Annotated in this window: 19 protein-coding genes; 11 read left to right on the plus strand and 8 right to left on the minus strand. The window is 42.9% G+C overall.

Going from position 1 to position 25,962, the window contains the following annotated elements; all coding sequences use genetic code 11:
• The first annotated feature begins 98 nt into the window (after positions 1-98).
• Entirely contained in the window at positions 99-2,474 is a 2,376-nt protein-coding gene (locus MMU05_RS06195) for a S9 family peptidase (RefSeq protein ID WP_241140806.1), read from the plus strand.
• Positions 2,464-4,170, plus strand: a complete 1,707-nt coding sequence (gene ggt / locus MMU05_RS06200; protein WP_241140807.1) for a gamma-glutamyltransferase — start codon at positions 2,464-2,466, stop codon at positions 4,168-4,170. The genes MMU05_RS06195 and ggt overlap by 11 nt, the downstream gene beginning before the upstream one ends.
• A gap of 190 nt (positions 4,171-4,360) precedes the next feature.
• Here ggt and MMU05_RS06205 read toward each other — a convergent pair whose 3' ends face one another.
• On the minus strand, positions 4,361-5,746 hold the full coding sequence (locus MMU05_RS06205) for an NAD-dependent epimerase/dehydratase family protein (RefSeq protein WP_241140808.1): 1,386 nt from the start codon (positions 5,744-5,746) through the stop codon (positions 4,361-4,363).
• 1 nt (position 5,747) lies between these two features.
• Positions 5,748-6,998, minus strand: coding sequence for a protoporphyrinogen/coproporphyrinogen oxidase (locus MMU05_RS06210; protein ID WP_241140809.1), 1,251 nt, complete (start codon positions 6,996-6,998; stop codon positions 5,748-5,750).
• A 153-nt stretch (positions 6,999-7,151) separates the two neighbouring features.
• On the opposite strand from MMU05_RS06210, the gene MMU05_RS06215 reads away from it, so the two are divergent.
• A complete protein-coding gene (locus tag MMU05_RS06215; protein ID WP_241140810.1) occupies positions 7,152-8,378 on the plus strand; it encodes a serine hydrolase domain-containing protein in 1,227 nt (408 codons plus the stop codon).
• Positions 8,379-8,562: 184 nt separating this feature from the next.
• On the opposite strand, the gene MMU05_RS06220 is transcribed toward MMU05_RS06215, so the two are convergent.
• Both MMU05_RS06220 and MMU05_RS06225 read right to left on the minus strand, forming a co-directional pair.
• Positions 8,563-9,942 (minus strand): DEAD/DEAH box helicase, encoded by a 1,380-nt coding sequence (locus MMU05_RS06220; protein ID WP_241140811.1) that lies wholly within the window; start codon positions 9,940-9,942, stop codon positions 8,563-8,565.
• Between the two features lie 11 nt (positions 9,943-9,953).
• Positions 9,954-10,298: a DoxX family protein gene (locus MMU05_RS06225; RefSeq protein WP_241140812.1), complete on the minus strand. Its 345-nt coding sequence runs from the start codon at positions 10,296-10,298 to the stop codon at positions 9,954-9,956.
• Positions 10,299-10,432: 134 nt separating this feature from the next.
• Between MMU05_RS06225 and MMU05_RS06230 the strand changes: the two genes are divergently transcribed.
• Entirely contained in the window at positions 10,433-11,494 is a 1,062-nt protein-coding gene (locus tag MMU05_RS06230; protein ID WP_241140813.1) for a carboxypeptidase-like regulatory domain-containing protein, read from the plus strand.
• Positions 11,491-13,335, plus strand: a complete 1,845-nt coding sequence (locus MMU05_RS06235) for a gamma-glutamyltransferase family protein (protein ID WP_241140814.1) — start codon at positions 11,491-11,493, stop codon at positions 13,333-13,335. The genes MMU05_RS06230 and MMU05_RS06235 overlap by 4 nt, the downstream gene beginning before the upstream one ends.
• Before the next feature lie 28 nt (positions 13,336-13,363).
• Here MMU05_RS06235 and MMU05_RS06240 read toward each other — a convergent pair whose 3' ends face one another.
• Positions 13,364-15,727, minus strand: coding sequence for an ABC transporter permease (locus MMU05_RS06240; RefSeq protein WP_241140815.1), 2,364 nt, complete (start codon positions 15,725-15,727; stop codon positions 13,364-13,366).
• Between the two features lie 269 nt (positions 15,728-15,996).
• On the opposite strand from MMU05_RS06240, the gene tyrS reads away from it, so the two are divergent.
• Positions 15,997-17,292 carry a tyrosine--tRNA ligase gene (tyrS, locus tag MMU05_RS06245; protein ID WP_241140816.1) on the plus strand — a complete coding sequence of 432 codons (1,296 nt, stop codon included), beginning with the start codon at positions 15,997-15,999 and terminating at the stop codon, positions 17,290-17,292.
• Positions 17,293-17,594: 302 nt separating this feature from the next.
• On the opposite strand, the gene MMU05_RS06250 is transcribed toward tyrS, so the two are convergent.
• On the minus strand, positions 17,595-18,365 hold the full coding sequence (locus MMU05_RS06250) for an SDR family NAD(P)-dependent oxidoreductase (RefSeq protein WP_241140817.1): 771 nt from the start codon (positions 18,363-18,365) through the stop codon (positions 17,595-17,597).
• A gap of 535 nt (positions 18,366-18,900) precedes the next feature.
• On the opposite strand from MMU05_RS06250, the gene MMU05_RS06255 reads away from it, so the two are divergent.
• Positions 18,901-19,602 carry a TetR/AcrR family transcriptional regulator gene (locus MMU05_RS06255; protein WP_241140818.1) on the plus strand — a complete coding sequence of 234 codons (702 nt, stop codon included), beginning with the start codon at positions 18,901-18,903 and terminating at the stop codon, positions 19,600-19,602.
• Between the two features lie 141 nt (positions 19,603-19,743).
• Here MMU05_RS06255 and MMU05_RS23025 read toward each other — a convergent pair whose 3' ends face one another.
• Positions 19,744-19,875, minus strand: coding sequence for a hypothetical protein (locus MMU05_RS23025; protein ID WP_262917642.1), 132 nt, complete (start codon positions 19,873-19,875; stop codon positions 19,744-19,746).
• A 773-nt stretch (positions 19,876-20,648) separates the two neighbouring features.
• Positions 20,649-21,620 (minus strand): zinc-dependent alcohol dehydrogenase family protein, encoded by a 972-nt coding sequence (locus MMU05_RS06260; protein WP_241140819.1) that lies wholly within the window; start codon positions 21,618-21,620, stop codon positions 20,649-20,651.
• Between the two features lie 145 nt (positions 21,621-21,765).
• Here MMU05_RS06260 and MMU05_RS06265 point away from each other — a divergent pair, with 145 nt between their 5' ends.
• Genes MMU05_RS06265 through MMU05_RS06280 form a run of 4 tightly spaced genes read left to right on the plus strand, consistent with a single transcriptional unit; the run spans position 21,766 to position 25,663 of the window.
• Complete coding sequence (locus tag MMU05_RS06265) at positions 21,766-22,533, plus strand: SDR family NAD(P)-dependent oxidoreductase (protein WP_241140820.1); 768 nt, start codon at positions 21,766-21,768, stop codon at positions 22,531-22,533.
• A gap of 11 nt (positions 22,534-22,544) precedes the next feature.
• A complete protein-coding gene (locus tag MMU05_RS06270; RefSeq protein ID WP_241140821.1) occupies positions 22,545-23,753 on the plus strand; it encodes an acyl-CoA dehydrogenase family protein in 1,209 nt (402 codons plus the stop codon).
• Positions 23,750-24,781, plus strand: coding sequence for a phosphotransferase family protein (locus MMU05_RS06275; protein WP_241140822.1), 1,032 nt, complete (start codon positions 23,750-23,752; stop codon positions 24,779-24,781). Before MMU05_RS06270 ends, MMU05_RS06275 begins: the two co-directional genes overlap by 4 nt.
• 3 nt (positions 24,782-24,784) lie before the next feature.
• Positions 24,785-25,663, plus strand: coding sequence for a 3-hydroxyacyl-CoA dehydrogenase (locus MMU05_RS06280; protein WP_241140823.1), 879 nt, complete (start codon positions 24,785-24,787; stop codon positions 25,661-25,663).
• Positions 25,664-25,962 lie beyond the last annotated feature (299 nt).

Consider the following 25,962-nt stretch of genomic DNA (forward strand, 5'->3'; position numbering starts at 1 on the left):
CAAAACCATTTTTTTACCTCTCCCCATTTTTTTATTTTCAAATCAATACGGTTCTTAGAACTTTATTCCTATAATCAGAATAACAAACCCCTTTCTTTATGAAGAAAAGCCTATTTCTGTTCGCTTTTGCCTGTTTATTATTTGGTCAATATTCCCTTGCCCAAAGCGAACTTTCCGTAGAAAAAATCATGAAAGACCCAAAATGGATGGGGACTTTTCCATCTGATCTTCAATGGGATGACAAAGGCCAATCAATCTATTTTAAATATAATCCGGAACAACACCCTGCAGATTCCCTTTATAAAATTGAACTCTCGTTAGGATCAATTCCGGTAAAAGTTGGACTTCAGGAACAAAAAAACCTAGTTCCCCGAAATGCCAAAAGCAACCTGGCCAAAACCAAGAAAATCTACGCAAAGGATGGTGAAATCATACTTTATGACCTTACCACAGGCAGTAAAACCTCATTGATCAAATTAGGTGACAGAATTTCTAATCCAACTTTCTTGGCAAATGAAAACAGGATTGCCTTTGAATCATCCGGCAATCTTTTTGTCTTAGATATCCCAAGCGGCAAACTTCAACGAATGACCCGTATCCAAAGCGGAAGCAGGCCAAAGGACAAAGAAGAAAAGCAGGCAGATAGAGAAAAATGGCTTCAGGAAGACAACCTGAACCTTCTAAAGGTGGTGAATGAGAGAAAAGAAAAAGAAGAAAAGTCTAAAAATTATTACGAGTCTATTGCTGAAAAAGAACCTTTCACCTTTTATTCGGAAGGCAAGCAGGTCATCAATATCCAACTTTCGCCTGATGAAAAGTACGCCACACTCCTACTGCTTGGCCGCGCTGAAAACAAAAGGACTGAAGTGCCGGATTATACCGATGCTTCAGGATACACGACCAACCTGAATACGAGGTCCAAAGTGGGAGATAATCCACAAACCATAGAGCTTGCAGTCTACAGTTTTGCAAAAGACACTGTGGTCTATGTGGCTACCGACAGTCTTCCCGGGATCAAAGATCTTCCTGACTATGTCAAAGATTATCCTGAAAAAACATGGGAAGAAAAATTAAGGAAAGTGACTATCGCATCTCCTGTATTTTCAAATGACGGAAAGAATGCCATTGTCAATATCCGTTCAAACGACAACAAAGACAGGTGGATTACCCTTCTTGACCTTGAGTCAGCAAACTTGAAATCTGTTGACAGACAACGCGATGAAGCCTGGATCGCAGGTCCGGGGATCGGATGGGGTTTTGGAGGAGGAACTTTGGGTTGGTTACCTGATAACAGGCACATATACTTCCAATCTGAGGAAAGTGGCTATTCCCATCTTTACCTATTGGATGTAACCACAGGAAACAAAAAAGCATTGACTTCAGGAAAATTTGAGGTCTTTGATCCCTTCATTTCCAAAAACGGAAAGTTTTGGTACCTCACCACTTCTGAAGTCCACCCGGGAGAAAGACATTTTTACATGATGCCACTCTTGGGGGGCAAAATGGAAAAGCTGACCACACTCACCGGAAACAATGAAGTATCCCTTTCTCCGGATGAGAAAAACATGGCAATCCTCTACTCCTACAGCAATCAGCCGACAGAATTATTTATCCAACCCAACACACCCAAATCCCAACCAAGGCAATTGACTTTCGGTCAAAGTGAGGAATTTAAATCCTACTCTTGGCGTGATCCCCAATTGGTAACCTTCAAAGCAGCTGATGGCCAAATGGTTCCTGCAAGATTATATGTGCCTGAGGCCATCAAAAGCAATGGAGCTGCGGTGATTTTTGTCCATGGGGCGGGTTATCTGCAAAATGCCCATAAATGGTGGTCAACCTATTTTAGAGAATACATGTTCCATAATCTTTTGACGGATTTGGGTTACACGGTGTTGGATATTGATTACAGGGGAAGTGCAGGATACGGCAGAGACTGGAGAACAGGCATTTACCGTCACATGGGCGGAAAAGACCTTTCAGACCAAGTTGATGGAGCCAAATTTCTGATGGAAAACCATGGTGTCAAACCTGGAAAAATCGGGATTTATGGGGGAAGTTACGGTGGATTCATCACCCTGATGGCGTTGTTCAATGAATCCGAAACTTTTTCCTCAGGCGCTGCTTTGAGGTCCGTGACCGATTGGGCGCACTATAACCATGGCTATACGGCCAATATCCTGAATGAACCTTTCAATGACCCTATTTCTTACAAGAGGTCCTCTCCTATTTATTTTGCTGAAGGACTGAAAGGGAATTTATTGATAGCGCATGGCATGATCGATGTCAATGTACATTTTCAGGACGTGGTCAGGCTGGCGCAGCGTCTGATCGAATTGGGCAAAGACAATTGGGAAATGGCTGTTTATCCTGTGGAAGACCACGGCTTCGTGGAACCTAGCAGTTGGACGGATGAGTACAAAAGGGTTTTAAAACTGTTCAATGAAACACTGATTGACCAAGATGAGAAATAAAAAATATACCCTTCTTTTAGCAACCCTTGCATTTTTGTTTGTTTTTTCCTGTAAGGAAAATGACTCTGTTTCTTTAGAAAACCGCGGGCTGATTGCCGAAAAGGCCATGGTTGTCACCGCTAGAGAAGAATCTTCCAAGATTGGACTGATGATCATGGAAAAAGGCGGGAATGCTTTTGATGCCATGATTGCTACGGAGCTTGCATTGGCCGTGGCTTATCCTTTTGCAGGAAATCTGGGAGGCGGTGGATTTATGGTTTTCAGGTTGGAAAACGGTGAAACAGGTTCTTTGGATTATCGGGAAAAAGCACCTTTAGCTGCTACAAGGGATATGTATTTGGATGAAAATGGAGAAGTTATCCCTGAATTGAGTACCATGGGAGCTTTGGCTGTGGGCGTTCCCGGAACGGTGGCAGGAATGTTTGAAGTTCACCGAAGATTTGGAACTCTTCCGATGGAAGAAATCCTTGCCCCAGTGATTGAATTGGCAGAAAAGGGTGTTGTCGTGACCTCAAACCAAGAAAAAAGGCTTGCGGGAAACCGGGACAATTTTATCAAAGTCAATGGAGAAAATACGTTTTTTGCAAGGGAGTTTAAAACCAATGACACGATCAAATACCCGATTCTTGCCGAAACCTTGAAAAGAATAGCCAAGAATGGCAAAGATGAATTTTACCTTGGGGAGACTGCCCAAAAGTTGGTGGATTTTATCCAATCAAAAGGAGGAATCATCACCATGGAGGATTTGGCAGGCTATGAAGCCAAATGGCGTGATCCTATTTCCTTTGACTACAAAGACATCAGGATCATTTCGATGGCACCACCTAGCAGTGGTGGGGTAACATTGGCACAAATTCTGGGAATGCTGGAAGGGTTTGACCTAAAGTCAATGGGACACAATTCTGCCCAATACATCCAAACTTTGACGGAAGCAGAAAGACGGGCCTATGCAGACAGAAACTTCTATTTGGGTGACCCTGATTTTGTGGCAGTGCCCGTTGGTGAAATGATTGACAAGGGGTATCTTAAAAATAGGATTTCAGATTTTAATCCGGGAAGAGCCACACTTTCAAGCGCAGTATCTCAAGGAGTGATCCAATATGTAGAATCTGATGAAACCACGCACTATTCCATTGTCGATCCCTTTGGCAATTCGGTGGCGATAACGACTACTTTAAATGGAGCCTATGGATCCAAATTGTACAGTGATGAACTTGGATTTTTTCTGAACAACGAAATGGATGACTTCAGTGCCAAAGCAGGAGTTCCCAATATGTTTGGACTTGTCGGGGCTGAAGCCAACAGCATTGCTCCCGGTAAAAGGATGCTCAGTTCTATGACCCCCACTATTGTCGAAAAAGATGGACAGCTTCTCATGGTGGTGGGAACACCGGGAGGTTCGACCATCATTACCTCGGTTTTGCAGACCATTCTGAATGTAGTGGAATTTGACATGACCATGCAGCAGGCGGTTGATGCACCCCGTTTTCACCACCAATGGCTTCCCGATCTCATCAATTTCGAACCCGAGGGATTTCCAAAAACCATACTGGATGAGTTAAAATCAAAAGGATACCTTATCAATGAAGGAAACACACCGATTATTGGCAAAGTAGACGCCATCCTCAAACTTCCAAACGGAAAATTTGAAGGTGGAGCGGATAAAAGGGGCGACGACAAAGCTGTGGGATTTTGAACTCCTTTTTTTGATGTTTTAAATGTCCGAACGCATGGATGGCCGAAGATAGAATTTCCGTTTTAACGCTATTTCATGAGTACGATTTCATTTACATCCCTGCCCGACGACAGGCGGAGGTCTTCTGTCTTCCGTCCCGACTGAATAAGAATATATGGTTACGGGCAAAGAAGCGTATATCCATCGGAAATTAATTACCCCTGTACTTTTCTAGGTATTCTCTAAACCGGTTCATCACCCATAGATGGATTTTAGCTTGGGTATTGAGATAGACAAACCAAGGAAGTCTGGGTACAAATTCATGTATGGCCGTGATCATGTATTTTCCGCCGAGTACTTCCCTGAATTCCAGCCATCCATAGTCAAATCTTTTGACTAGCCATCCTCCTGTGATGTAAAACAGTTGTCTCTTGATGTCACTCCTATCAGGAATAAGGGTCAGCTGCAACATTGGTTTGGAGCCGTTCAACAGGTAAAAACCGATGTCTCCCCTATTGTTTTCTTTTGCATTGATCAAAAACCTAAAAAAAGTCGGTAACCAACGTTTATACCTATTGGCTACCCACAAGGCACTTTTATGTCTTGTATTGGGCATCCTTTGGATACTTCTGACAGTGTTTTTTACCTCCCGGTCATTTTTGAATTTTGGAAGTGCAGGAAGTTTATTCTTTGGATCAAGCGCTTCTTTGACGCTTTCCTCATAAGTCAGATAATCGATTTCTTTTTCCTTGAATTTCAGTTCTTCCGAAACAGTCAAGGTATGTTTCAGACTTTCGACCAAAGGGGAAACCAATTTCGCCGGAGTTTCTCCAAAATAGGAAACCCAAAGTTTTGAAAAACCCACGGAAAAAACGGGCACTGTGAAAATAAACCTTTTCTTTCCCATTACCCTTGCGGTCTCTTCCAGCATTCCTTTGTAGGATAAAATTTCAGGGCTTCCGATTTCAATGGCTTTTCCAAATACATTTTCATTTCCAATGCAGGAATCCATGATCGTCAATGTATCCCGGAGAGAAATGGATTGCGTTTGGGAAGTGGTCCATTTGGGACACATCAGAATGGGAAGTTTTCTGACCAGATTTCTAACCATTTCAAAAGAAGACCCTCCCGGGCCAACTATGACTCCGGCCCTAAGTGCAGTGACAGGTACTCCCCTTTCTCCCAAGGTTTTTTCAACCTCAAGCCTGCTTCTGAGGTGGATAGACATCTTTTCTTCTTCGACTTCTTTGGGAAGAATTCCTCCCAGATAAAGGATCTGCTTGATATTATTTGCCTCAGCTGCCCGCGAAAAATTATCCGCCAACAAAAGGTCTGTATCTTCAAAGGTTCCCTGATCTAACCGAGTCAAAGCACTCATCGAATGGATCAGGTAGATGGCATAATCTACCCCATGCAACGCTTCAATGGTAGAAGTGATGGAAAACAGTTCCACTTTTCGCCATTCCACCTCAGGATCAGGATTTTGGATGGCCTCCCGCCTACTCAGTGCGACGATGTTGTATTTTCCTTTGTACTTGTTGATAAACCATCTTCCGATATATCCTCCTGCTCCTGCAATTGCTATGGTCTTTTTCAATTTAGTGGGTGGGTTGAAGGCTTAACATAACCGCTTCCGCAGCCTTTCTCCCGGCTGTCATGGCTGCGTTGATAGATCCATTGAGGAGATAATCTCCCGCAAGGTAAACGTGGTCCTGAATCTTTGTATTGGTGGGCGAAATCGTGTATTGCATGTCATCGACCTGTGGAAGGGCATCGAGAATCTCATATGTTTTGATATGTTCAAAATAGGAAGCCTTGATGCCGGTAAGTGCCTCGAGTTCCAATGCCACCATCTTGATCAAAAGGTCATCCGCTTTGGAATCCTGCGTCACCGTGACCGAAAGCAGTGCTTTGCCTGTACTGCTGTAGGACTTGGAAACATCGGTCATGAAAACAAAATTGTTGATCAGGTAATTGGTATCAGGTACCAAGCCAATCATAGGCTTTGCAATAAAGGATTTCTCAAGGGAAAAATAGAGGTTGATCACCTTTCTATATTCCTTGACCTGACCTTCCATCTGTGGCAGCACTTTGTCAGGACGTGAGGCGATGATGACTTTGTCTGCCTGTAGTTTCCTTCCATCCTCTAGAAGGATGGTGTTTCCTTCGACTCTTTCGACAGGAGAATTGAAATGGAAAACAGTCTTTTGGAGCTTGCTTTTCAACTGGTTCGGAATTTCTTGCATTCCTTTTTCAGGTATGGCAGCATAGCCGATTGAAAACATCTTGAAGACAAAATTGAACATCCTTGAGGAAGTCTGCAGGCCATTTTCCAAGAATATCCCTTTGAAAAAAGGTTTAAAGAAATTGTCAAGGATGGTTTCAGAAAAGCCATAATTCCTCAAGAAATCAATGGTAGGAATGGATGGTTCGGCAAAAATCTCCTCTTCGCTTTTCTTTTTCAGGACATTGGTAAGACTCAATATTTTAAACTTGTCTTTGAAAGTTCCCACTTTCGAAAATGCCATCCCAAATAGCCTCATGGGATTTCTCAAAGGATCATGGATTGCAAAAAAGTCACCCGGTTTGAATACCATTGCTCCCGGATCAAACCTCCTGAGGTTCAACTTTTCATAATCAAGGTATCTTTTGGCTTCCGGATAAGCTGTCAACATAACCTGAAATCCCCTATCCAAGCGAAATCCTTTTTCAATGTCTGTACGGACCCGCCCTCCAACTCCGTCTGAAGCTTCCAGAATTTCGGGACTATATCCCGCCCTTTCAAGTTCGTATGCTGCTATCAGGCCGGAAATCCCGGCTCCGATTATATAAATTTTTTGATGATCCATTTAAGACAATTTTAAGTAAGACAAATATCTGTCACAATTGTTTTACGCTACAATTTAACGCATTATTACCAACCTTTTAAATGTTAAAAGGGCTAATCCTGTAATTTGATTTCCATGAACACGCATTTGCCGATACATTCGAAAAAAAATATTATGAGAAAGATATACAAGGCATGCTTTGCCCTGACCGTTTTTTTGATCCCTTTTACCTCCTTTGGACAGAAAGCTTACTTCCCTTCCCTTGGGGACTGGCAACAGAAAAAGCCGGCAGAAATGAAGGTGGATGCCGCAAAAATTCAGCAAGCGATTGATTTTGCCATTGCTACTGAAAGCGAAGCTGACCCCAATCTGAAAATGGCCCACTATCAAAGTGCCTTTGGGAGAGAGCCTTTTGGATTTCCTGTTGGGCCAATGAAAGAAAGAGGATCGGCAAACGGCCTGATCATTTACAAAGGTTATATCATTGGGCAATGGGGTGATCCTGAAAGGGTTGACCTGACCTTCAGTGTGGCAAAAAGTATCCTGTCATCTACTGTTGGTATGGCAGTGGATAGAGGTCTGATCAAAAGTGAAAAGGACCTTGTTTATCCATATGTAGGACCAATCATTCCCTACGAGCCCTACAAAAGCCAAATGAACAAAGCAGATCACCTGGAGGATGAGGATGTTTTTGACCTTTTTGAAGGTCCCCATAACCGCAAGATTACATGGGAGCATTTGCTGCGTCAGACCTCAGATTGGGAAGGAACACTTTGGGGCAAACCCGATTGGGCGGACCGTCCTCAGGGCAATTCATCAGAATGGCTGAACAGGCCAAGAAAAGAACCGGGGACAGTTTACAAATACAATGACACCAGAGTCAATGTCCTTGCCTTGGCTATTTTGAATGTGTGGAGAAAGCCACTTCCCGTGGTATTGAAGGAAAACCTGATGGACAAAATCGGGGCAAGTCCAACCTGGAGATGGACTGGTTATGAAAACTCCTTTATCATCCTTGATGGGCAGATCATGCAGTCTGTCAGCGGCGGGTCGCATTGGGGCGGGGGCATGTTTATCAATGCCTATGACCAGGCAAGGTTTGGTTACCTGACTTTAAGAAAGGGAAACTGGAACGGCGTTCAGGTGATTTCGGAGGATTGGATCAGAAAGTCCAGAACGCCGACTTCTGTTCAGCCCAATTATGGTTTCATGAATTATTTCCTGAATACAGACCGAAAAGAAATTCCCGCAGCCCCTGAATCAGCTTTTTTCCATCGAGGTGCAGGTACCAACATGGTCTATGTGGATGAAGAAAACGACTTGGTGATCGTGGCGAGATGGATCAAGGACAAAGAAAAAGCAGAATTGGTAAGGATGGTTTTGGAAAGTCTGCCGAAGTAAAAGCCCTGCTAAAGTTCCAAACAAAAAAACGTCAGTAGAAGCTGACGTTTTTTCTTTATTGTATAGTTCTTCAAATTGAAATATTGAAATTTCAAGTCTGCAACTTTCAACTTCCTTACTTCGGACTTCCATCCCAAATAAAGTGGAATAACGGGAATCCAACAAAGAAGCTGATTTAAATGGATTACTCAATCACATTGGTCCTTCTACCAAAAGGAGTGTTTTTATCTTTGTTTGCTTCAGTAGGCTTCTCTCTTGGAGGCCTTGGGGTTTGTACTGGTTCAGCAGGTTTGGATTGACTGGGATCTTTGGCCGCAACGTTTTGGTTGTCTCTTGGCTTGAAGTTTTTCTTCTTTTTGGAATTCTTCGAGAAACTTTTCTTTCCCTTGAAGTCACCTGACTTTTCGGAATGATGGCTTTTACTCTTGTGATCCGGGCCTGATTCAAATCCTTCCGGTAAGGGGAATTTTTCGATTTCCATCCCTATCATCTGCTCGATGCGGGAAAGTTTGTATTGGTCCTTGTCACTTACAAAAGTGATGGCTTCCCCGTTGCTGTCCGCCCTTGCGGTACGACCTACCCTATGGACATAGTCTTCAGGATCGTTAGGCGTATCATAGTTGATGACCAACTGGATCCCGACCACATCAATTCCCCTTGAAATGATATCTGTACCAATCAAAATTTTAAGGGATTTATTCTTAAACCTTGACATGATTATTTCCCTTTCAACTTGCTCTAAATCAGAGTGAAAAGCTTCAATATCAAAATCCTTTTTTAACAACTTATACAGGTTTTTAACTTTCTCTTTGGTAGAGGCAAAAATGATCACTGCCTCATAATCCTTTTTGGAAAGGATATTTCTGACCAAAGTTTCCTTTTGGGATTCATAAACAAAATAAACCCCTTGCGTCACGTTTGCCGCAGTCTTACCGATTGCAAGACTGATCTCTTCGGGATTATTGAGAAGTTGTTTGGAAAATTGCCTGATTTTCGGAGGCATTGTTGCAGAGAAAAGAATCGTCTGCCTGTTTTTTGGAAGGTAATTGACGATTTTTAGAATATCTTCAGAAAAACCCATGTCGAGCATCCGGTCCGCTTCATCCATGATGAGGTGCTCCAACTTTTCAAAATTGATTTTCCCACCCGCCAATAGGGCGATCAGTCTTCCGGGCGTAGCGACGATGATTTCTGCCCCCACTTCCATGGCTTTTTTCTGCTGCTCCCAGGCAATGCCGTCACCACCGCCATAGACGGGAATTGAACTCACTCCTGTGAAGTAAGCAAATCCCTGTATCTGTTGGTCAATCTGTATCGCCAATTCCCTTGTGGGTGCCAAAATCAAAGTATTCAATCCTGTCATTCCTTCCTTCGCCATCTTGTTGAGGATCGGAAGAATAAATGCGGCTGTTTTTCCGGTTCCGGTCTGGGCACAAGCGATCAAGTCCTTGCCCTGTTGGATTACCGGAATGGCAAATTCTTGTATTGGAGTGGGTTTATCAAAACCCATGGCATCAAGTCCTTCTCTAAGGCTTGATTCAAAATTAAAATCACTAAAATTCAAAGTCAATCAGTTTAAACGTATAAATAGGCCCAGGCAATAAGCGCAAATTGTAATGGCAGTCTCAGGAATAGGGCCCATTTTGGTATTCCTTTGTCACCTTTTTGATACATATAAATATTGGCAGGAAAAACAGCCAAAAGAAGCAAAATCACTCCAATTGCGGAAATTGTCCTTGTAGATTCAAATAACAACCCGACACCAAAAATTATTTCAAACATTCCGGCTATGGCATTCAACACCTTTGGGTGAGGAAAGTAAGGTGGAATGATTTTGATGAACATTCTTGGTTTTACAAAATGCATGGTTCCTGCAAAAACAAAAAAACCAGCCATTAAGTAAAGAAAAAATAAGTACATGGATTTTTGTTCCTGTTATTCCAAATCAATAATTATATTCAAGTGTTAAATGTAGGATAACATAGTCAGATTACAAAACAAATGCCATTCCTAACTATTTACTATCAATACTTTAAACCAATATAAATAGCTAAATGATCAGATCTAAGGTGTTGTTGATTATGATTTCGCTTCTGACTTTTTCAGCAAATGAATTAATTGCTCAACGGTACTCACTGACGGGAATCTTAAGAAACGGGGCAACTGAAGAATTGATCTCAGGTGCCCAGGTGACTTTAAAAGATTTTGCTTTTTCTGCTGTTTCCAATGAATCAGGAAAGTTTACAATAGACAGTGTTTTTACAAATACCTATGTCCTGAATGTTAAAATGGGCGGATTTCAGTCCTATCAGGCACAGATTCAGGTTAAAGATGATTTGAATTTGGGAGTAATCACCCTATTTCCGATGGGCTTTGAAGATGAGACCGGTGCCGCCTTGCAAAAAACAATCAGAGCCACCAATATTACCGAATTATTCAACAAAAGACCAAATTTTATCGGAGGAAATTCCATTTATGGAATTCCCCCTGAACCAAAAAAACTACAAGGAAACTTTTATTTGGATACAAAATGGAATAAAGCTTCCATCCTACTCTATAAAGATGAACAATTGATAGAGGGATATTTCGTGAGGTATAACATAAACAGCAACAATTTTGAACTGAGGTCAGAAAATTCAGAAGACGCTACCACTGTACCCGGATTAAGGGTGAGAAACATTGTTTGGATAGATTCAGAACATGGAGTCCCAAGGTATTTTATCAATGGCATGGATTTCAAAGATGAAGGTTCGCCCATAGCTGGATTTTTTGAAGTGTTGGTAGATGGAAAACTGCCCTTGGTCAGAAGAACAATCGCCTCCATCAGAGAATCAAATTACAACCAAGCCTTAATGGTCGGTGAACCTGATGACAGGGTGGTAAAAAGGTACGTTTATTACTATATCGAAGGCAAAAATGTCATCGAAATCCCTACAAACAAGAAAAAAATATTTACGATTTTCGGTGAAAACCAAGCTGAAATGGAAGCATTTGCCGAAAGCAACAAACTCAATCTCAAAGAAGCTTCTTCCCTTTTCAGTTTATTCACCCAATACAACAGCAAATTTGAGGGCTTTGACCCTTTACTACCCAAATTAATCGACAATCAGCCATGATAAAGAAATCTCTAATTCTTCTGTTCCTCAGTTTTTGCTTTGTAAGTGCATTTGCACAAACCCAAAAACCACCTTTACATGGAAAGCATTGGATGGCCATCACGGGTAAACCGCTCGGTGCTACAGCCGGCGCCATGATATTCAACCAAGGGGGAAATGCCATAGACGCTTCCTGCGCGATGTTAGCGGCAGTTTGTACCATGTGGGATGTATTGAGTTGGGGGGGCGAAACGCAGGCATTGATTTACAATCCCAAAACCGGAAAAGTCATTGCCATCAATGCCATGGGAATCGCGCCGACAGGTGCTACAGTGGATTTTTTCAAAGAAAAAGGAATGACCTATCCACCTGAATTTGGTCCCTTGGCCGCAACTACTCCCGGAACACCGGGTGGATTGATGACCATCTTGGCCGAATATGGCACAATGAGTTTGGAACAGGTACTCGCCCCTGCTATGGAAATGGCAAAAGGATATCCAATCGAAGCCCAGACTGCAAACATGATCGAAAGGAATAAGGACAAAATCAAGGAATGGCCTTATTCAAAGAAGGTGTTTTTGCCCCATTTGGGAGAAGAAAGAGAAGCTCCCTATGCGGGAGAAGTTTTTGTGCAGGAAGATCTGTATCAGACTTTGAAAAAATTGGTGGATACAGAAAAAGCTGCGCTCGCTTCGGGAAAATCAAGGAAAGAAGCCATTTATGCAGCCTATGAGCGTTTTTACAAGGGAGATATTGCTGCTGAAATTGTAAGAGGAGCAAGAGAACAGGGCGGTCTTTTCACCATGGAAGATTTTGCCAAATGGAAAGTGAAAATCGAAGAACCGCTGAAAGTAAATTACAAAGGCATAGATGTCTACAAACTTCAGGAATGGACCCAAGGTCCGGCATTGCTCCAAAGTCTGAATATCCTGGAAAATTTTGACCTCAAGTCAATGGGATACAATTCAGCCAATTATATCAATACAGTCTATCAAAGCATGAGTTTGGCATTTTCTGACAGGGATTTCTATTACGGTGACCCTGATTTTACTCCAAAAAGCCCGATGAAAGGCTTGCTTTCCAAAGAATATGCGAAAGACCGGGCAAAACTGATCAAAGAAAAGAACGATCCCGAAATCGGCCCGGGTGACCCCTACCCTTTTCAGGGAGAAACCAATCCTTTTAAACATCTCTTGGTAAACAGAAAAGAAGCCTTGGTGTACGACCGGCCTGAACTGCCGATCCAAGGCTTGGACGATCCTTTTCTGGACCATTTTCTTGCAGGCACGACCTCCATACAGGCAGCTGATGCAGAAGGTTGGGTCGTTTCTATCACGCCTTCAGGAGGGTGGATTCCGGCGACCATCGCAGGAAATACAGGAGTTGGCATGAGTCAGCGGATGCAGAGCTTCGTATTGGACGAAAGGCTCAATCCCTTCAATGTCCTTGAACCGGGAAAAAGACCAAGGGTAACCCTGACCCCAAGTATGGCACTGAAAGATGGTAAACCCTTCTTGTCCTTTGCGGTGCAGGGTGGGGATACCCAAGACCAGGATTTATTGCAGTTATTTTTGAATATCGTGGAGTTTGGAATGACCGTACAGGAAGCTGCAGAGGCAGCCAATATCCATAATTACCAGATCCAATCTTCCTTTGGAGCGCATGAGTCAAAACCTGGGTCCATCACGCTCAACAATCAGGTTCCTGCTTGGGTAAGAAAAGACTTGCAAAATAGAGGCTATAAGCCAAACATGCTTGAAAGAACTTCAGGCCCACTCAATGCCATTTGGTTTGATTGGAAGCATGGGACATTTTGGGGAGGTTCAAGCAACCACGGCGAAGATTATGGGATAGCCTGGTAGAAATTGTTGCTTTCTAAATGCCCGTGGTTTATTCATTTCTCAGGGAATCAACAGGATTGGACAAGGCAGCTTTCATGGATTGGTAGGTAACAGACAGGAGGGCAATCCCCAACAATGACATCGTGGTAAACAGGTATGCCCAAACGCTGAGTTGGGTATGGAAAGCAAATTCAGCCAAATACATTTTAGAGAAATACCATGCCAAAGGAAACCCTAAAAGCACACCGATAAATACCAACCTGAAAAAATCCTTTCCCAACAATAAGATCAATTGACCGGAGGATGCGCCCATTACTTTTCTGATTCCCATTTCTTTGACTCTTTTAGAGGCTGAAAAAGAGGACAGACCGAATAATCCCAAACAGGCTATGAGTACCGCTATGCCCGTAAATCCCATGGAAAGCTTGCCTATGACTTGTTCCATTTGGTATTCTCTTTGGAATGCTTCATCCAAAAAAGTATACTCAAAAGGATAATCAGGGCTATATTTTTTCATTGTGGCTTCCATATGGCTCAAAGTTTCCTCCATTCCATATTCGGGATTTGTCCGGACATAGTAGTGGAATCCGAGGTTAGGGCTGTACAAAAAAACCATCGGCTCGATGTTTTCCCTCAGGTTATTGTTGTGAAAATCTTCCGTAACGCCGATCACCTGACCTAGACCATGCCAAGCCTCCAACTCAGACCCGATTATTTCATCTTGGGAGATTCCCATAACTTCCATGGCTTTTCGATTGATGATATATTTTGGATTTTCGGGGTTTTGGTCCGGAGAAAAATTGGAGCCTGTGACAAATGGAATTCCCATAGTAGGTAGGAAATCTTCATCACAGCGGAGTATTTTGAAGGTGATGTTATCACTTTCAGACTTACCATTCCACGAAATATCATTGGCAGTAATCGGGATTGACAGAATATCACTTCCCCCAAGGCCCACACGTTCTATCCCCACAAAATTTTGGAGGTCATTTTTAAAAGCCCCGTGATTTTTCAAAATGGACTCTTGGGCATCAATTACAATGATTTGTTCCTTTTGGTATCCAAGGTTCTTGTTGCTGATAAACTCAATTTGTTTGTAAACAGCCAAGCTGCATATGATCAAAATAGTAGACAAAGCCAATTGACCTACTACCAGGGATTTTCTTAAGGTTGTTCCTTTTAACTGTGAACCTGAATCTCCTTTTAAAACCGCCACAGGTCTAAAGGAAGAAAGAAAAAAAGCAGGATAAGACCCTGCCAAGAGGCCACATGCCAAAGTCAATATAACCACTCCGAAGAGGATTATTGAATCGGTATTTTCCAAAGAAATATTTTTCTCCGTCAATTCATTGAAATAAGGCAAAATCAGACTGGCCAAAGCAATGGCTACCATAAGACCAAAAAATGAAAGCAGCATGGATTCAAGGAGGAATTGCTTTACCAAACCTGTTTTTCCTGCTCCGATCGCTTTCCTTATACCGATCTCTTTGCTACGTGTGGTCGATCTAGCAGTGGCAAGGTTCATAAAATTGATGCAGGCCATCACAAGAATCAAAATACCGATCACAGAAAACAGCCATAATTGGTCTATTCTTCCTCCGGCAATTTGTCCGTTTTCAAATTTGTTGTACAGCCTGGATTTTGTAAACTGGAATAAAAAGGGCGTGCTGGTACATTCAGCACAGTTTTTCTTGATCAGGCTGGAAATTTTCTGATTTGTCGCATCCAGATCGGCCTCCTCGTGCAAGGCGACGTAAGTTCGAGATCCCCCACTCTGCCAATTTCTGGTCCAAGGGTTTTCTTCTTTGAACAGGTCAAATGGCAGGACAAAATCAAACTTGATACTTGAATTTGAAGGTACATCCAAGAAGACACTGCTGACCATCATATCATGCTTCCCATCTACAATAATGACTCTGCCTATTGGATCAGAACTACCAAATAATTTTTTGGAGAGGCTTTCTGAAATGGCAATGACTTTTCGGTTGGCAAGGGGATTCACCTTGTCTCCTTTTACAACGGGAAAACTAAAAATCTGAAACAACCCGGGATCACCGTAAATGCCATTTTGAAGGAATGCCTTATCTCCTGATTTTAGGAGAAGCTCGGCGTCCATGCTTGTCTGTGAAACAATCTCCACCTCCGGAATGTCACTTTTTATCACCTCAGCGAGATTCACCGGGGTAGCGCCATAAGTGGATATGGAACCGTCCGCGTAGGTATTGTTGAGCATGACAGTAAAAATTCTTTCCGAATTGCTGTGGAATCGGTCAAATTTCCATTCGTCATGGATCCATAAAAAAATGAGCAGGCAAGTTGCCAAGCCAACACCCAATCCGACAATATTGATGAGGGAATAGCTTTTGTGACGGATTATATTTCTCAGGGAAACCTTAAAGTAATTTGAAATCATTATGGGAAAAGGATGAAGTGGCTTTGGACAGGAATGACAGCAGGACAAGGATCAAGCCAAAGAAAGGCCTGAAATTATTGAAAAAACGACATTTAACAACTCCCCTTTGTCCGAAGACGGTCTTTAATGTTCACTTACGACCAAAATCAATCCCCCTCTGACAGGTATTAGGTAAGTGAATTCAATTTCCGATTCAAGAATTCGCACTATTTCTCTGAATGAGGAATTCAAAAAACTATATTTGCACCTTCAAAAAATCAGAGTTTCCCATGAATAACTTTATTGAAGAGCTGCGCTGGAGAGGAATGCTTCAGGATATGACCCCGGAGATCGAAGAATACCTGAACAAAGGAATGGCATCTGCCTACCTTGGATTCGATCCGACAGCTGATTCATTGCATATCGGTCACCTTGTCGGGGTGATGACTTTGCTCCATTTCCAAAGGGCGGGCCACAAACCTTATGCGCTCGTGGGAGGGGCTACAGGGATGATCGGTGATCCGAGTTTCAAGTCAGCAGAAAGAAACCTTTTGGACAAAGCCACTTTGGACCACAACGTGTCATGCCTTCAAAAGCAATTGTCCCATTTTTTGGACTTCAGAGAAGGAACTTCGAATAAGGCCGAACTGGTCAATAACTACGATTGGATGTCCCAATTTTCGTTTTTGGAATTCATCCGGGATGTGGGCAAATACATTACCGTAAACTACATGATGGCCAAGGATTCGGTCAAAAGAAGATTGGAAGACGGAAATGGCCTGTCATTTACAGAGTTCTCCTACCAACTGATCCAAGGATACGATTTCTATCATTTGTGGAAAAACAAGGATGTAGCCATCCAACTCGGCGGTTCGGACCAATGGGGAAATATCGTCACCGGTACTGAATTGATCCGCAAAATGGAAGGTGGAAGTGCCTATGCGCTGACTGTCCCTTTGATTACCAAAGCTGACGGTACCAAGTTTGGAAAGACTGAAAGCGGTTCTGTTTGGCTCGATCCTGAGAAGACCTCACCCTATGCATTTTTCCAGTTTTGGCTGAATGTCTCTGATGAAGATGCGTCTAAGTATATCAGGATTTTTACGGTTTTGGATCAGGAAACTGTTCTAGACTTGGAAAAAGAACAGGCTCAAGCGCCTCACCTCAGGGTAATCCAAAAAGAAATCGCCAAGCAGGTCACCATCATGGTGCATGGAGAAAATGAATACAACATGGCCGTAAAAGCCTCAGAAATTCTTTTTGGGAAATCATCCACCGAGGATCTCGCCACACTCAATGAACGGACATTCCTGCAGGTGTTTGATGGCGTACCACAGGCCGAGATTTCTAAATCTGAGTTTGAGTCGGCTGCAAATGTGGTAGACTTACTGTCAGAAAAAACCAATGGACTTATCTTTCCTTCAAAAGGCGAGGCAAGAAAAATGATTCAGGGAGGCGGGGTTTCGATCAACAAAGAGAAAGTTACAGACCCCAACCAAGGTCTTTCTTTTTCACTGCTTCAGGGGAAGTACTTATTGGTCCAAAAAGGTAAAAAACAGTATTACATCATATCTATAATTGCTTGATATAAATTTACATGGATATACGCTTCTTTGCCAGTAACCCTATTTTCTTCTTCATGGGGACGGATCCCGATAGCTATCGGGAGAAAGTCGGAAGACCGATGTACCGGATATTTCAGTCTGCAGACAAAAATTTAAATGGATATCCAATCTACTGGCATAATTGTGTACATACATTTAATTTTAGGTTTAGATCAATCGAGATGGTTAGGTAAGGTTAAAATGATCTTACCTGACTATTCTCGAACCTGATTTGTTTTTTCATGGGTATTTGCAGTTCCATTTCAACATTTGTTTTAAGCAGATCAGCTTATTTCTTTCTTCGCTATTTTAGTCATCAAGGGAGTTTTGATCCATGTCGGCAAAATCTTTATGAGGAGCCAAACCATCGGGTTTACTATGATTTCAGCTTTCCTTTCAAATAATTGATGAATACATTTCTTGGCAATCACCTCCGGTTCCAAGATCATAAACTTGCCAAAATATCCTTTTGCTGTTCTTTCTAGCACATCTCCGTTCGTCTTGATTGGGCCCGGACTGACCACGCTGACAGACACATTAGAGCCTTTCAATTCCTGGTTAAGCCCTCTTGAAAAGGAATAGATAAATGATTTTGATGCAGGATAGACGGTTTTAAAACCTATAGGAATATATGCTGCCAAACTTGAAATATTCAGAATATATCCTTTAGGCTGCCTCAGCAGGTTTGGCAAAAGTTGATGGGTAAGCACCGAGGTGGTTACAATATTCAGGTTCAAAATTTTATTGATGTATTCTATGGGAGCATCTGTCATTTTTTTGGTCCCGCCGGTTCCTACATTATTAATCAAAATGACGATCTCAAAATGAAGGTTAATCCAGGCAGCCAAATCAATTACATTTTTATATACTGACAAATCTGTTTCATAATACCTGCAGTCTACCTGGTATTTTTCCTTCAATTCCTCACAAAATACATTCAACCCGTTGTTTGGCCGGCTTACGAGTATGGTATTGATTTTTCTTTTGGACAATTCTATGGCGAAGGCCTTGCCCAAACCTTGTCTAGCCCCTGTAATCAGTGCATATTGGCTCATATTCGATGTTTATGGTAAAAAACGGGTGAATTTCAGCGATTGAAGCGTTGTAATTTATAACTAAAATCGGGAGTCAATAACTTTTTCTCTGCATTCTAGAAGAGTGGAATAAAGGTCCTAGTCTTTTCATGCCTAACCGTGCTTAAGATTGCAAAAAATCAATTTATTATATCAAGGAGAATTGATTTTTATTAAAAAAACATAAAAATAGTATGTGTATCCGCCTTCTTACCAGTATGGGATTACCTACAGAATGGTCTCGTCCACGATAATTATCGGGATCGACCACCGGAATTAATTGATATTGAAGGGGGGTGGTAGAAATGCGGCTTTGCCGCATTTCTACCACCCCCCTCTGATCTCACGATATCCGTTCACCGAGCTTGCCGAGGTGGAGAAAGATGATATTTGGCTACTGATATAAAAGCGGATACTCATATTTCTTTTTCAGGCATTTACATATTGCCTCAAAATTTTCAATGATTTTCTGACCAACGTTTAATATCTTTGACCCTAATTCGAATACTATTTAAATATGGGAGCTCAGGAAAGACAACAGAAAGAAAAATTGATTTTAGAAGCTTCGATCAGGCTTTTTACAGAGAAAGGTTACCATGCCACCAAAATGGAAGATGTGGCCAAAGCTTCCAAAATAAGCAAAGGACTCACCTATTTTTATTATAAAAACAAAGAAGACCTATACATGGCGGTGACCAAAAAAGCCTTCGATGAACTGAAAGACGTATTCCGTGATATCATCAAAATCAAAGGCAGAAACGGGCTGGACATGCTAACCGAGCTATCCAATAATTACTTCAAGTTTGCCAAAAACAACCGCATGTTTTATGATGCCATATTGAATTTTATGGGCTTGGTACAGCTTTACAATGATGAAAACCTGAAGTCAAATATCGATCCTTTGGTTTTGGCGAGTGAGCATTTTCAAAAGCTGCTTGAGGTCCACCATGACTGTGGCAAAATCGGTACCCAAATGGTCGTACAGGGAATAAAAGACGGCAGCATCAGGCCTGAATTACAGCCCGAGGCCACTTTCTACACGATTTGGGCCATGTTGGTAGGATATGAAAGGCTGTTGGGTCCGGTTGGATTCGAAGGAAAAGATGCAAAAATTAACCTGGAAACCTGGAAACCCTCTTTCAACCGATTGCTCCAAGACATGCTCAAAGGAACTTTTCAGGCTCAAAAAGTACAACCGGTTCAGGGAAGTTTGTTTTAGTGAATAGAATCATCCGGTCCGGCTGAATGCCAGTGACCCCATATCTGTTAATTAAAAAGACGGAAGACAGAAGACGGAAGACCCCCGCCTGTCGTCGGGCAGGGATGTAACCTACATAACGAACATGGAGCTTCGGCAAGCTCAGCCACCGGTGTCAATTGGGCATTGGGGGTAGGAGGAAAAAGCGGCTGCGCCGCTTTTTCCTCCTACCCCTCCAAACACCGAATCTCCGGTCCCTGAGCTTGTCGAAGGGGTAAATTCAATTTCTGTCATAAGTAGTGTAGCGAAGAGTCTAAAGAAACGAGATCTTTCATCCTTCCCGAAGAAACGGGACAGGCTGTACCTCGGATTCAAGATGACGCTGGCTGCGGTTGCCGATAGCAGATTTTGGGGCCGTCACCCCGATTTTTAACATAATAAGAAATGTTCAGAAAAGTAAAGATTAATACTAAAAACCCCCAGCGGGGGTTGAACCAATAATAACCCCGGGTTGTAACCCGGGGATTCAGCGCGATTGCGAAATTCAGTCCAACCCCAAAGGGGTTGAACGTCCTCCAATGAAACAAATTCTGCCATTGGTAGTGATGCTAAGGGTCTCACCTTAAGTAAATGAGATCTTTCAGTTCCCGAAGAAAACGGGACAGGCAGTCCCTCCTCACCAATGACATAGACTTAAAAGACCCCTCGGCAAGCTCGGGGAACTAGTGTTTGGCTATTTAGGGGCAGGAGTGGAAAAGCGGCACAGCCGCTTTTCCACTCCTGCCCCTCTCCCAAGAACAACCGAGGTGGCCGATCCCGATCGCTATCGTGGACGAGGCCAAATTATTTCACACTAATGTCACTACTCTTTCTGAACATTAAAATTAATGTTGACCACTCAGGATGACGTATATATCCGGGTCGTCACACTGAACGTAGTGAAGTGTCTCATTAAAGAGATTCTTCTCCCGTAAAGCTGTCGGGATCCGCAGGCTGCGGTTCAGAATGACGAAGGAAAAAACATCATCAGAAAAAAGCATAAAGGAGAGAAAAATCTCTCCTTTTTTTTATTTGGAAACCAACAATACTTTCCCGTTTCTTCCACCTTTCTCGTAGGCTTCAAGGGCTTCTTTGAATTGCTCCAAAGGAAAGGAATCCTGCACATCTACCTTTACTTTATTGGAAAGAAGATAGGTAAACACAGTTTTGAATACCGTTTTTCTTTGTTCGGGATTCAGACTTTCCATATAAGTTGTCAACCAAAAACCTTCAACTTTCAGATTTTTGAAGATCAACAGGCCTGAATTCAAAGGAATATTTTCCAGACTCAGCAATCCAAAAACCATCATTTTCCCGCCGGATTTTAAGCTTGCGATGGCTTTGGCACCGAGAACCCCTCCTACTGCATCAAATACAACAGAGATACCTTCTCCGGTTTGTTCGGCAATTACCTTTTGAAGCTTTTCCTTTTCGGTATTGATGACAAGGTCCGCGCCGATGGATTGTAAAATCTCCTTTTGATCGTCCCTGCGGACTGTGCAGGCAACTTTGATGCCTTTTTGGTGCGCCATTTGGATGGCCAATTTGCCAAAAGCAGAAGCCCCCGCAGTGATCAAAAGCCAATCCCCTTCTTTCAGTCCACTTGTTTCAATCATTCCAAATGCTGTCAAAGGATTGACAAATGCCTGACAGGCTACCTCATCTGTCATTTCCTGCGGTGTAGGGATGACCAATGCGGCAGGAATGCAAACATACTCTTTCCAGGTTCCGATAGCGGTAAAAATCACTCTGGTACCCACGGGTATTGAGTTGCTTTCATCGGATGCATCTACGACTCCGGCTGCTTCGAATCCGGCGCTGCTTGGTAGTTTTGGGGTGATGCCATACATACCCCTTACAAACATGATGTCCGATGGATTGATGTTGCGTGCAGTTACTTTGATCCTGACTTCATGCGGTTTTGGCTGTGGCATGGGGGCTTCTTCAAGTTGCAAAACTTCTGAAGGAAGGCCTGTTTGGTGAAAAATTACTTGTTTCATAATTCTGTTGAGATGGATTTATTTTCTGAATTCAAAAATGAAGTTATAAAAAATACTCGGTATGCATAATATTTTTCTTATCCGAATAGCCATTAAATGCTTTAATTTTTATCTTGTAGCCTATCTAAAAACCCAAATAACAATTATGGATTTATCTGCATTATTTTCATTGGCAAACAAAGTGGCCATCATCACAGGTGCCAGCAAAGGTATAGGTTTCGGGATCGCAGAGATTTTTGCTGCTGCAGGGGCCAAAGTCGTAATCAGCAGCAGAAAGCAGGAAGCATTGGATGAAATGGCTTCCCAACTCAAAGGCAAGGGTTATGAGGTTTCCGCCATTGCATGCAATGTGGGCCGCATGGAGGAGTTGGACAGCTTGGTCAAACAGACCATCGAAAAATATGGACAAATTGATATTTTGGTCAACAATGCAGCCGTCAACCCTGTTTTTGGACCGGTTCATAATACAACTCCCGAAGCTTTTGACAAAATCATGGATGTAAATGTCAAAGCCCCTTTTCACCTGATGAATTTATGTTTTCCTTACCTGCGGGCTTCCTCAGGTGCGGCAGTGATCAACATCAGTTCGATCGGCGGCATATCCCCCGAACAAGGATTGGGAATCTACAGTGTCAGCAAGGCGGCCTTGATTTCGCTTTCAAAAGTTTATGCCAAAGAATGGGGTGACCATAAAATCCGTGTCAACACCATCTGCCCGGGATTGATCCAAACCAAATTTTCAGAGGCACTTTGGAGCAATGATAAAATCATGGAGCACATGATGAAAGCCCTCCCCATCAAAAGGGTGGGAACAAGCGAGGAAATCGGTGCCATGGCACTCTTTTTAGCATCCAAAGCCTCTTCCTACACCACCGGCGCTACCTTAACGGCAGACGGAGGTTTTACAATTTAACTATCGACCTTATGGAATTCAATAAAATATTTGCCTCGAAAGAGGTGCAGGAGTTGGTATCTCGGTACGAGATTTTTATCAAAACCCATGTCCATCCTTTGGAACAGGATGCTGTTTATGGTTCTTTCAAGGCAGTTTTGCCGAAGTTGAAATCCTTGAGGGAACTGGCAAAAAAGGAAGGGCTCTTCGCCCCCCACCTTTCCAAGGAAGACGGAGGTTTGGGCTTGGACCTGACGGAATTTGCGAGTATTTCTGAGGTGTTGGGAAAAAGCCCACTTGGACATTACATATTCAATTGCAACGCACCCGATATCGGGAATATGGAACTGATGCACCGCTTTGCGAGCAAAGAGCTCAAGGATAAATTCCTTGCGCCGCTTCAAAGGGGTGAAATCCGGAGTTGCTTCGCCATGACCGAACCCAATAATCCCGGCAGCAATCCTGTTCACCTTTCGACCACTGCAGTCAGAGAAGGTGATCAATATGTCATCAACGGCCACAAGTGGTTTACCACGGCTGCGGATGGGGCGGATTTTACCATCGTCATGGCTTTGACAGATCCGACTAACCCCAATCCTTACCTGAGGGCAAGCATGATATTGGTTCCTTTGGAAAATCCCGGCTACAAATTGCTCCGAAATATCCCCATCATGGGTGATGTCGGCGAAGACTACCTATCTCATGGAGAAGTGATGTTTACCGATTGCAGGGTTCCGATTTCCAACCTGATTGGGGAAGAAGGACAAGGATTTGCCTTAGCTCAGGAAAGGTTGGGACCGGGCAGAATCCATCATTGCATGCGTTGGATTGGAATCTGTGAGCGGGCTTTAGAAATGATGTGCAGGCGTGCCTTGTCCAGACAATTGGATCCCGGCAAACCTCTAGCCAACCAACAAACCATCCAAAATTGGATTGCCGAAGCCGCTGCCGGTATCAAAGCTTCCCGACTGATGGTGATGATGACTGCGCACAAGATCGAGCAGGAAGGAGCGAAAGCCGCCAAAGAGGACATTTCTACGATCAAGTTCTTTGTCTCGGATGTCCTGATGACTACCTTGGACAAAGCCATTCAGGTACATGGCGCTTTGGGAATAACCGATGACACTTTGCTTTCATTTTGGTACCGACATGAGCGCGGGGCAAGGATTTACGACGGGCCGGATGAGGTACATAAATCAGTTTTGGCCAAAAGAATCCTAAAAAACTATTCCCAAGAATGAACAAGGAACCTCAAGGTCTCGAAAACCTCTTTCCTTTTTTGGAAGCAAAACTTAATCTCGATCCTCAAAGTACGGTGATCTCCCAATTCAAGGGAGGGTATTCCAACCTTACTTTTTTGATCCATTCCCCTGATGGGCAATATGTCCTGAGAAGGCCGCCATTGGGTATGAAAATCAGCAAAGCCCATGACATGGTCCGGGAATTCCGGATTTTGGAGGCGCTAGAGAAAGCAGGATATGACAAAATCCCCAAACCCATTTTATGCTGTGAGGACGAAACGGTCATCGGGGCACCTTTTTTCATCATGGAAAAAGTAGAGGGCCTGATCCTCAGGAATAAAATCCCCGAGGGTATGACGCTCGGAAAGGACTATTTCCAAAAACTGTCCAAAAACACGATAGATGGATTATTGGAACTCCATCACCTGGAGCTTGAAAAATCGGGTTTGTCCCAATTGGGAAAACCGGAAGGCTATGTGGAAAGGCAGGTTTTGGGTTGGTCAGAAAGGTATTTCAATGCCAAAACGGACGAACTGAAAGAATTGGAAGCAGTCAGTGAATGGCTCAAATCAAACCTTCCCAAAAACGAGAACATCGGATTTATCCATAATGATTACAAGTTTGACAACCTCGTCTTAGCCGGTCCGCAGGACCCTACCATTCAAGCTGTTTTGGATTGGGAAATGGCGACGGTCGGAGATCCATTGATGGATTTTGGCACCTCTTTGGCTTATTGGGCAGAAGCAGGAGACTCGGATATCCTCAAAATGTTTAACCTGAGCTACATGGAAGGCAATTTTACCAGGGCTGAAGCCATTGACTATTATGCCTCCAAAAGCCCCCTCAATTTGGAAAATATGATTTTTTATTATACCTATGGTTTATTCAAAGTAGCTGTGATTGCCCAGCAGATTTATAAAAGATTTACAATGGGCTTTGCCCAAGATCCAAGGTTTTCTGCATTGATCCATGTAGTAGATGCCTGTGGAAAAAAAGCGATGAACAGTATCCAAACCAATAAAATTTAAACTATGAAAATCAAAAAAGTTTGTGTTCTAGGTGCAGGTACATTGGGAACCCGTGTTGCCCTTCAGGCTGCCTTGTCTGGATATGAGGTTTCCCTTTATGACATCAATCTCAAATCCCTGAAAAGCGCAAAAGAAGTGATGGAAACGATAGTCACCAAGCTTGCCAAAGCAAGTGGCTTGGAATCCGAATCCGGTTTGATGGCCATCGAAAAAATCACTTTCACCAAAGATCCAAAAGTCGCTGTCCATGAGGCAGATATTATCAATGAGAGTGTGTTGGAGGAAGTGAGTGTCAAGACGGAAGTGTGGAAACTTTTTGGAGAAATCGCTCCTGAAAAAACCATTTTTACCACCAACACCTCCTACCTGTTGCCTTCCATGTTTGCGGAAGTTTCAGGCCGTCCTTCCAGGTTTTGTGCCCTTCATTTCCATGATGTGTTTACCGCAAAAGTGGTCGACATCATGCCGCATCCGGGCACAGACTCAGCACTTATTCCCCTGCTGATGGACTTTGGCAGGTCCTTGGAACAGGTTCCCGTTTTGGTCAAAAAGGAAAACAACGGCTATATTTTCAATACCATGCTGATGTCATTTATTGGCGCAGCAGGAAAGCTTTTGGTAAACGACATCGCCTCGATTGAGGACATTGACAAGTCTTGGATGGTCAACTTCAACATGCCCAAAGGCCCCTTTGGAATCTTGGATACCATCGGATTGGAAACGGCATGGCATGTCACCAAAAACCAGCCCGACAAAGCCTCCCAAGCTTTTGCCGCGCTGCTGAAAACATACGTCGACGCAGGAAAACTCGGAGAAAAATCAGGAGAGGGATTCTACAAATACCCCAAACCAAAATATAAAAACCCTGATTTCTTGGTTTAAAGCAGAGGTCAAATTTGAATATTGATTTACAAAACGGGATGTAGGGAATTTAGCCTTACATCCTTTTTTTTTGATCAGGGTTTGATTCGGTTCAGAGTTAAAAATGAGGTGAAAGGTAAAAAGTAAAAGGTTTCACCATCATCCTGAACGAGGGACGAGTGAAGGATCTTAAATTATCGTGGATTAATCAAAACTCACCCTTATTAATTCTAGCTTCAAATTTCATTTTTAAAAACTGTAATTCTGTATGACTTATCATACCCTACTTTACTAAATCCGTGACCGAAAAAAAAATAACG

This window comes from Cognataquiflexum rubidum, assembly GCF_022538115.1.
GTDB classification, from domain to species: domain Bacteria; phylum Bacteroidota; class Bacteroidia; order Cytophagales; family Cyclobacteriaceae; genus Cognataquiflexum; species Cognataquiflexum rubidum.

Bases quoted from the DNA above. Each gene is read 5' to 3' on its own strand.
- MMU05_RS06270 (WP_241140821.1), top strand. From the start codon at position 22,545: ATGGAATTCAATAAAATATTTGCCTCGAAAGAGGTGCAGGAGTTGGTA.
- MMU05_RS06275 (WP_241140822.1), top strand. From the start codon at position 23,750: ATGAACAAGGAACCTCAAGGTCTCGAAAACCTCTTTCCTTTTTTGGAA.
- MMU05_RS06250 (WP_241140817.1), bottom strand. From the start codon at position 18,365: ATGAGCCAATATGCACTGATTACAGGGGCTAGACAAGGTTTGGGCAAG.
- MMU05_RS06195 (WP_241140806.1), top strand. From the start codon at position 99: ATGAAGAAAAGCCTATTTCTGTTCGCTTTTGCCTGTTTATTATTTGGT.
- tyrS (WP_241140816.1), top strand. From the start codon at position 15,997: ATGAATAACTTTATTGAAGAGCTGCGCTGGAGAGGAATGCTTCAGGAT.
- MMU05_RS06240 (WP_241140815.1), bottom strand. From the start codon at position 15,727: ATGATTTCAAATTACTTTAAGGTTTCCCTGAGAAATATAATCCGTCAC.
- MMU05_RS06280 (WP_241140823.1), top strand. From the start codon at position 24,785: ATGAAAATCAAAAAAGTTTGTGTTCTAGGTGCAGGTACATTGGGAACC.
- MMU05_RS06265 (WP_241140820.1), top strand. From the start codon at position 21,766: ATGGATTTATCTGCATTATTTTCATTGGCAAACAAAGTGGCCATCATC.
- ggt (WP_241140807.1), top strand. From the start codon at position 2,464: ATGAGAAATAAAAAATATACCCTTCTTTTAGCAACCCTTGCATTTTTG.
- MMU05_RS06225 (WP_241140812.1), bottom strand. From the start codon at position 10,298: ATGTACTTATTTTTTCTTTACTTAATGGCTGGTTTTTTTGTTTTTGCA.
- MMU05_RS06255 (WP_241140818.1), top strand. From the start codon at position 18,901: ATGGGAGCTCAGGAAAGACAACAGAAAGAAAAATTGATTTTAGAAGCT.
- MMU05_RS06235 (WP_241140814.1), top strand. From the start codon at position 11,491: ATGATAAAGAAATCTCTAATTCTTCTGTTCCTCAGTTTTTGCTTTGTA.
- MMU05_RS06210 (WP_241140809.1), bottom strand. From the start codon at position 6,998: ATGGATCATCAAAAAATTTATATAATCGGAGCCGGGATTTCCGGCCTG.
- MMU05_RS06260 (WP_241140819.1), bottom strand. From the start codon at position 21,620: ATGAAACAAGTAATTTTTCACCAAACAGGCCTTCCTTCAGAAGTTTTG.
- MMU05_RS06215 (WP_241140810.1), top strand. From the start codon at position 7,152: ATGAGAAAGATATACAAGGCATGCTTTGCCCTGACCGTTTTTTTGATC.
- MMU05_RS06230 (WP_241140813.1), top strand. From the start codon at position 10,433: ATGATCAGATCTAAGGTGTTGTTGATTATGATTTCGCTTCTGACTTTT.
- MMU05_RS23025 (WP_262917642.1), bottom strand. From the start codon at position 19,875: ATGACAGAAATTGAATTTACCCCTTCGACAAGCTCAGGGACCGGAGAT.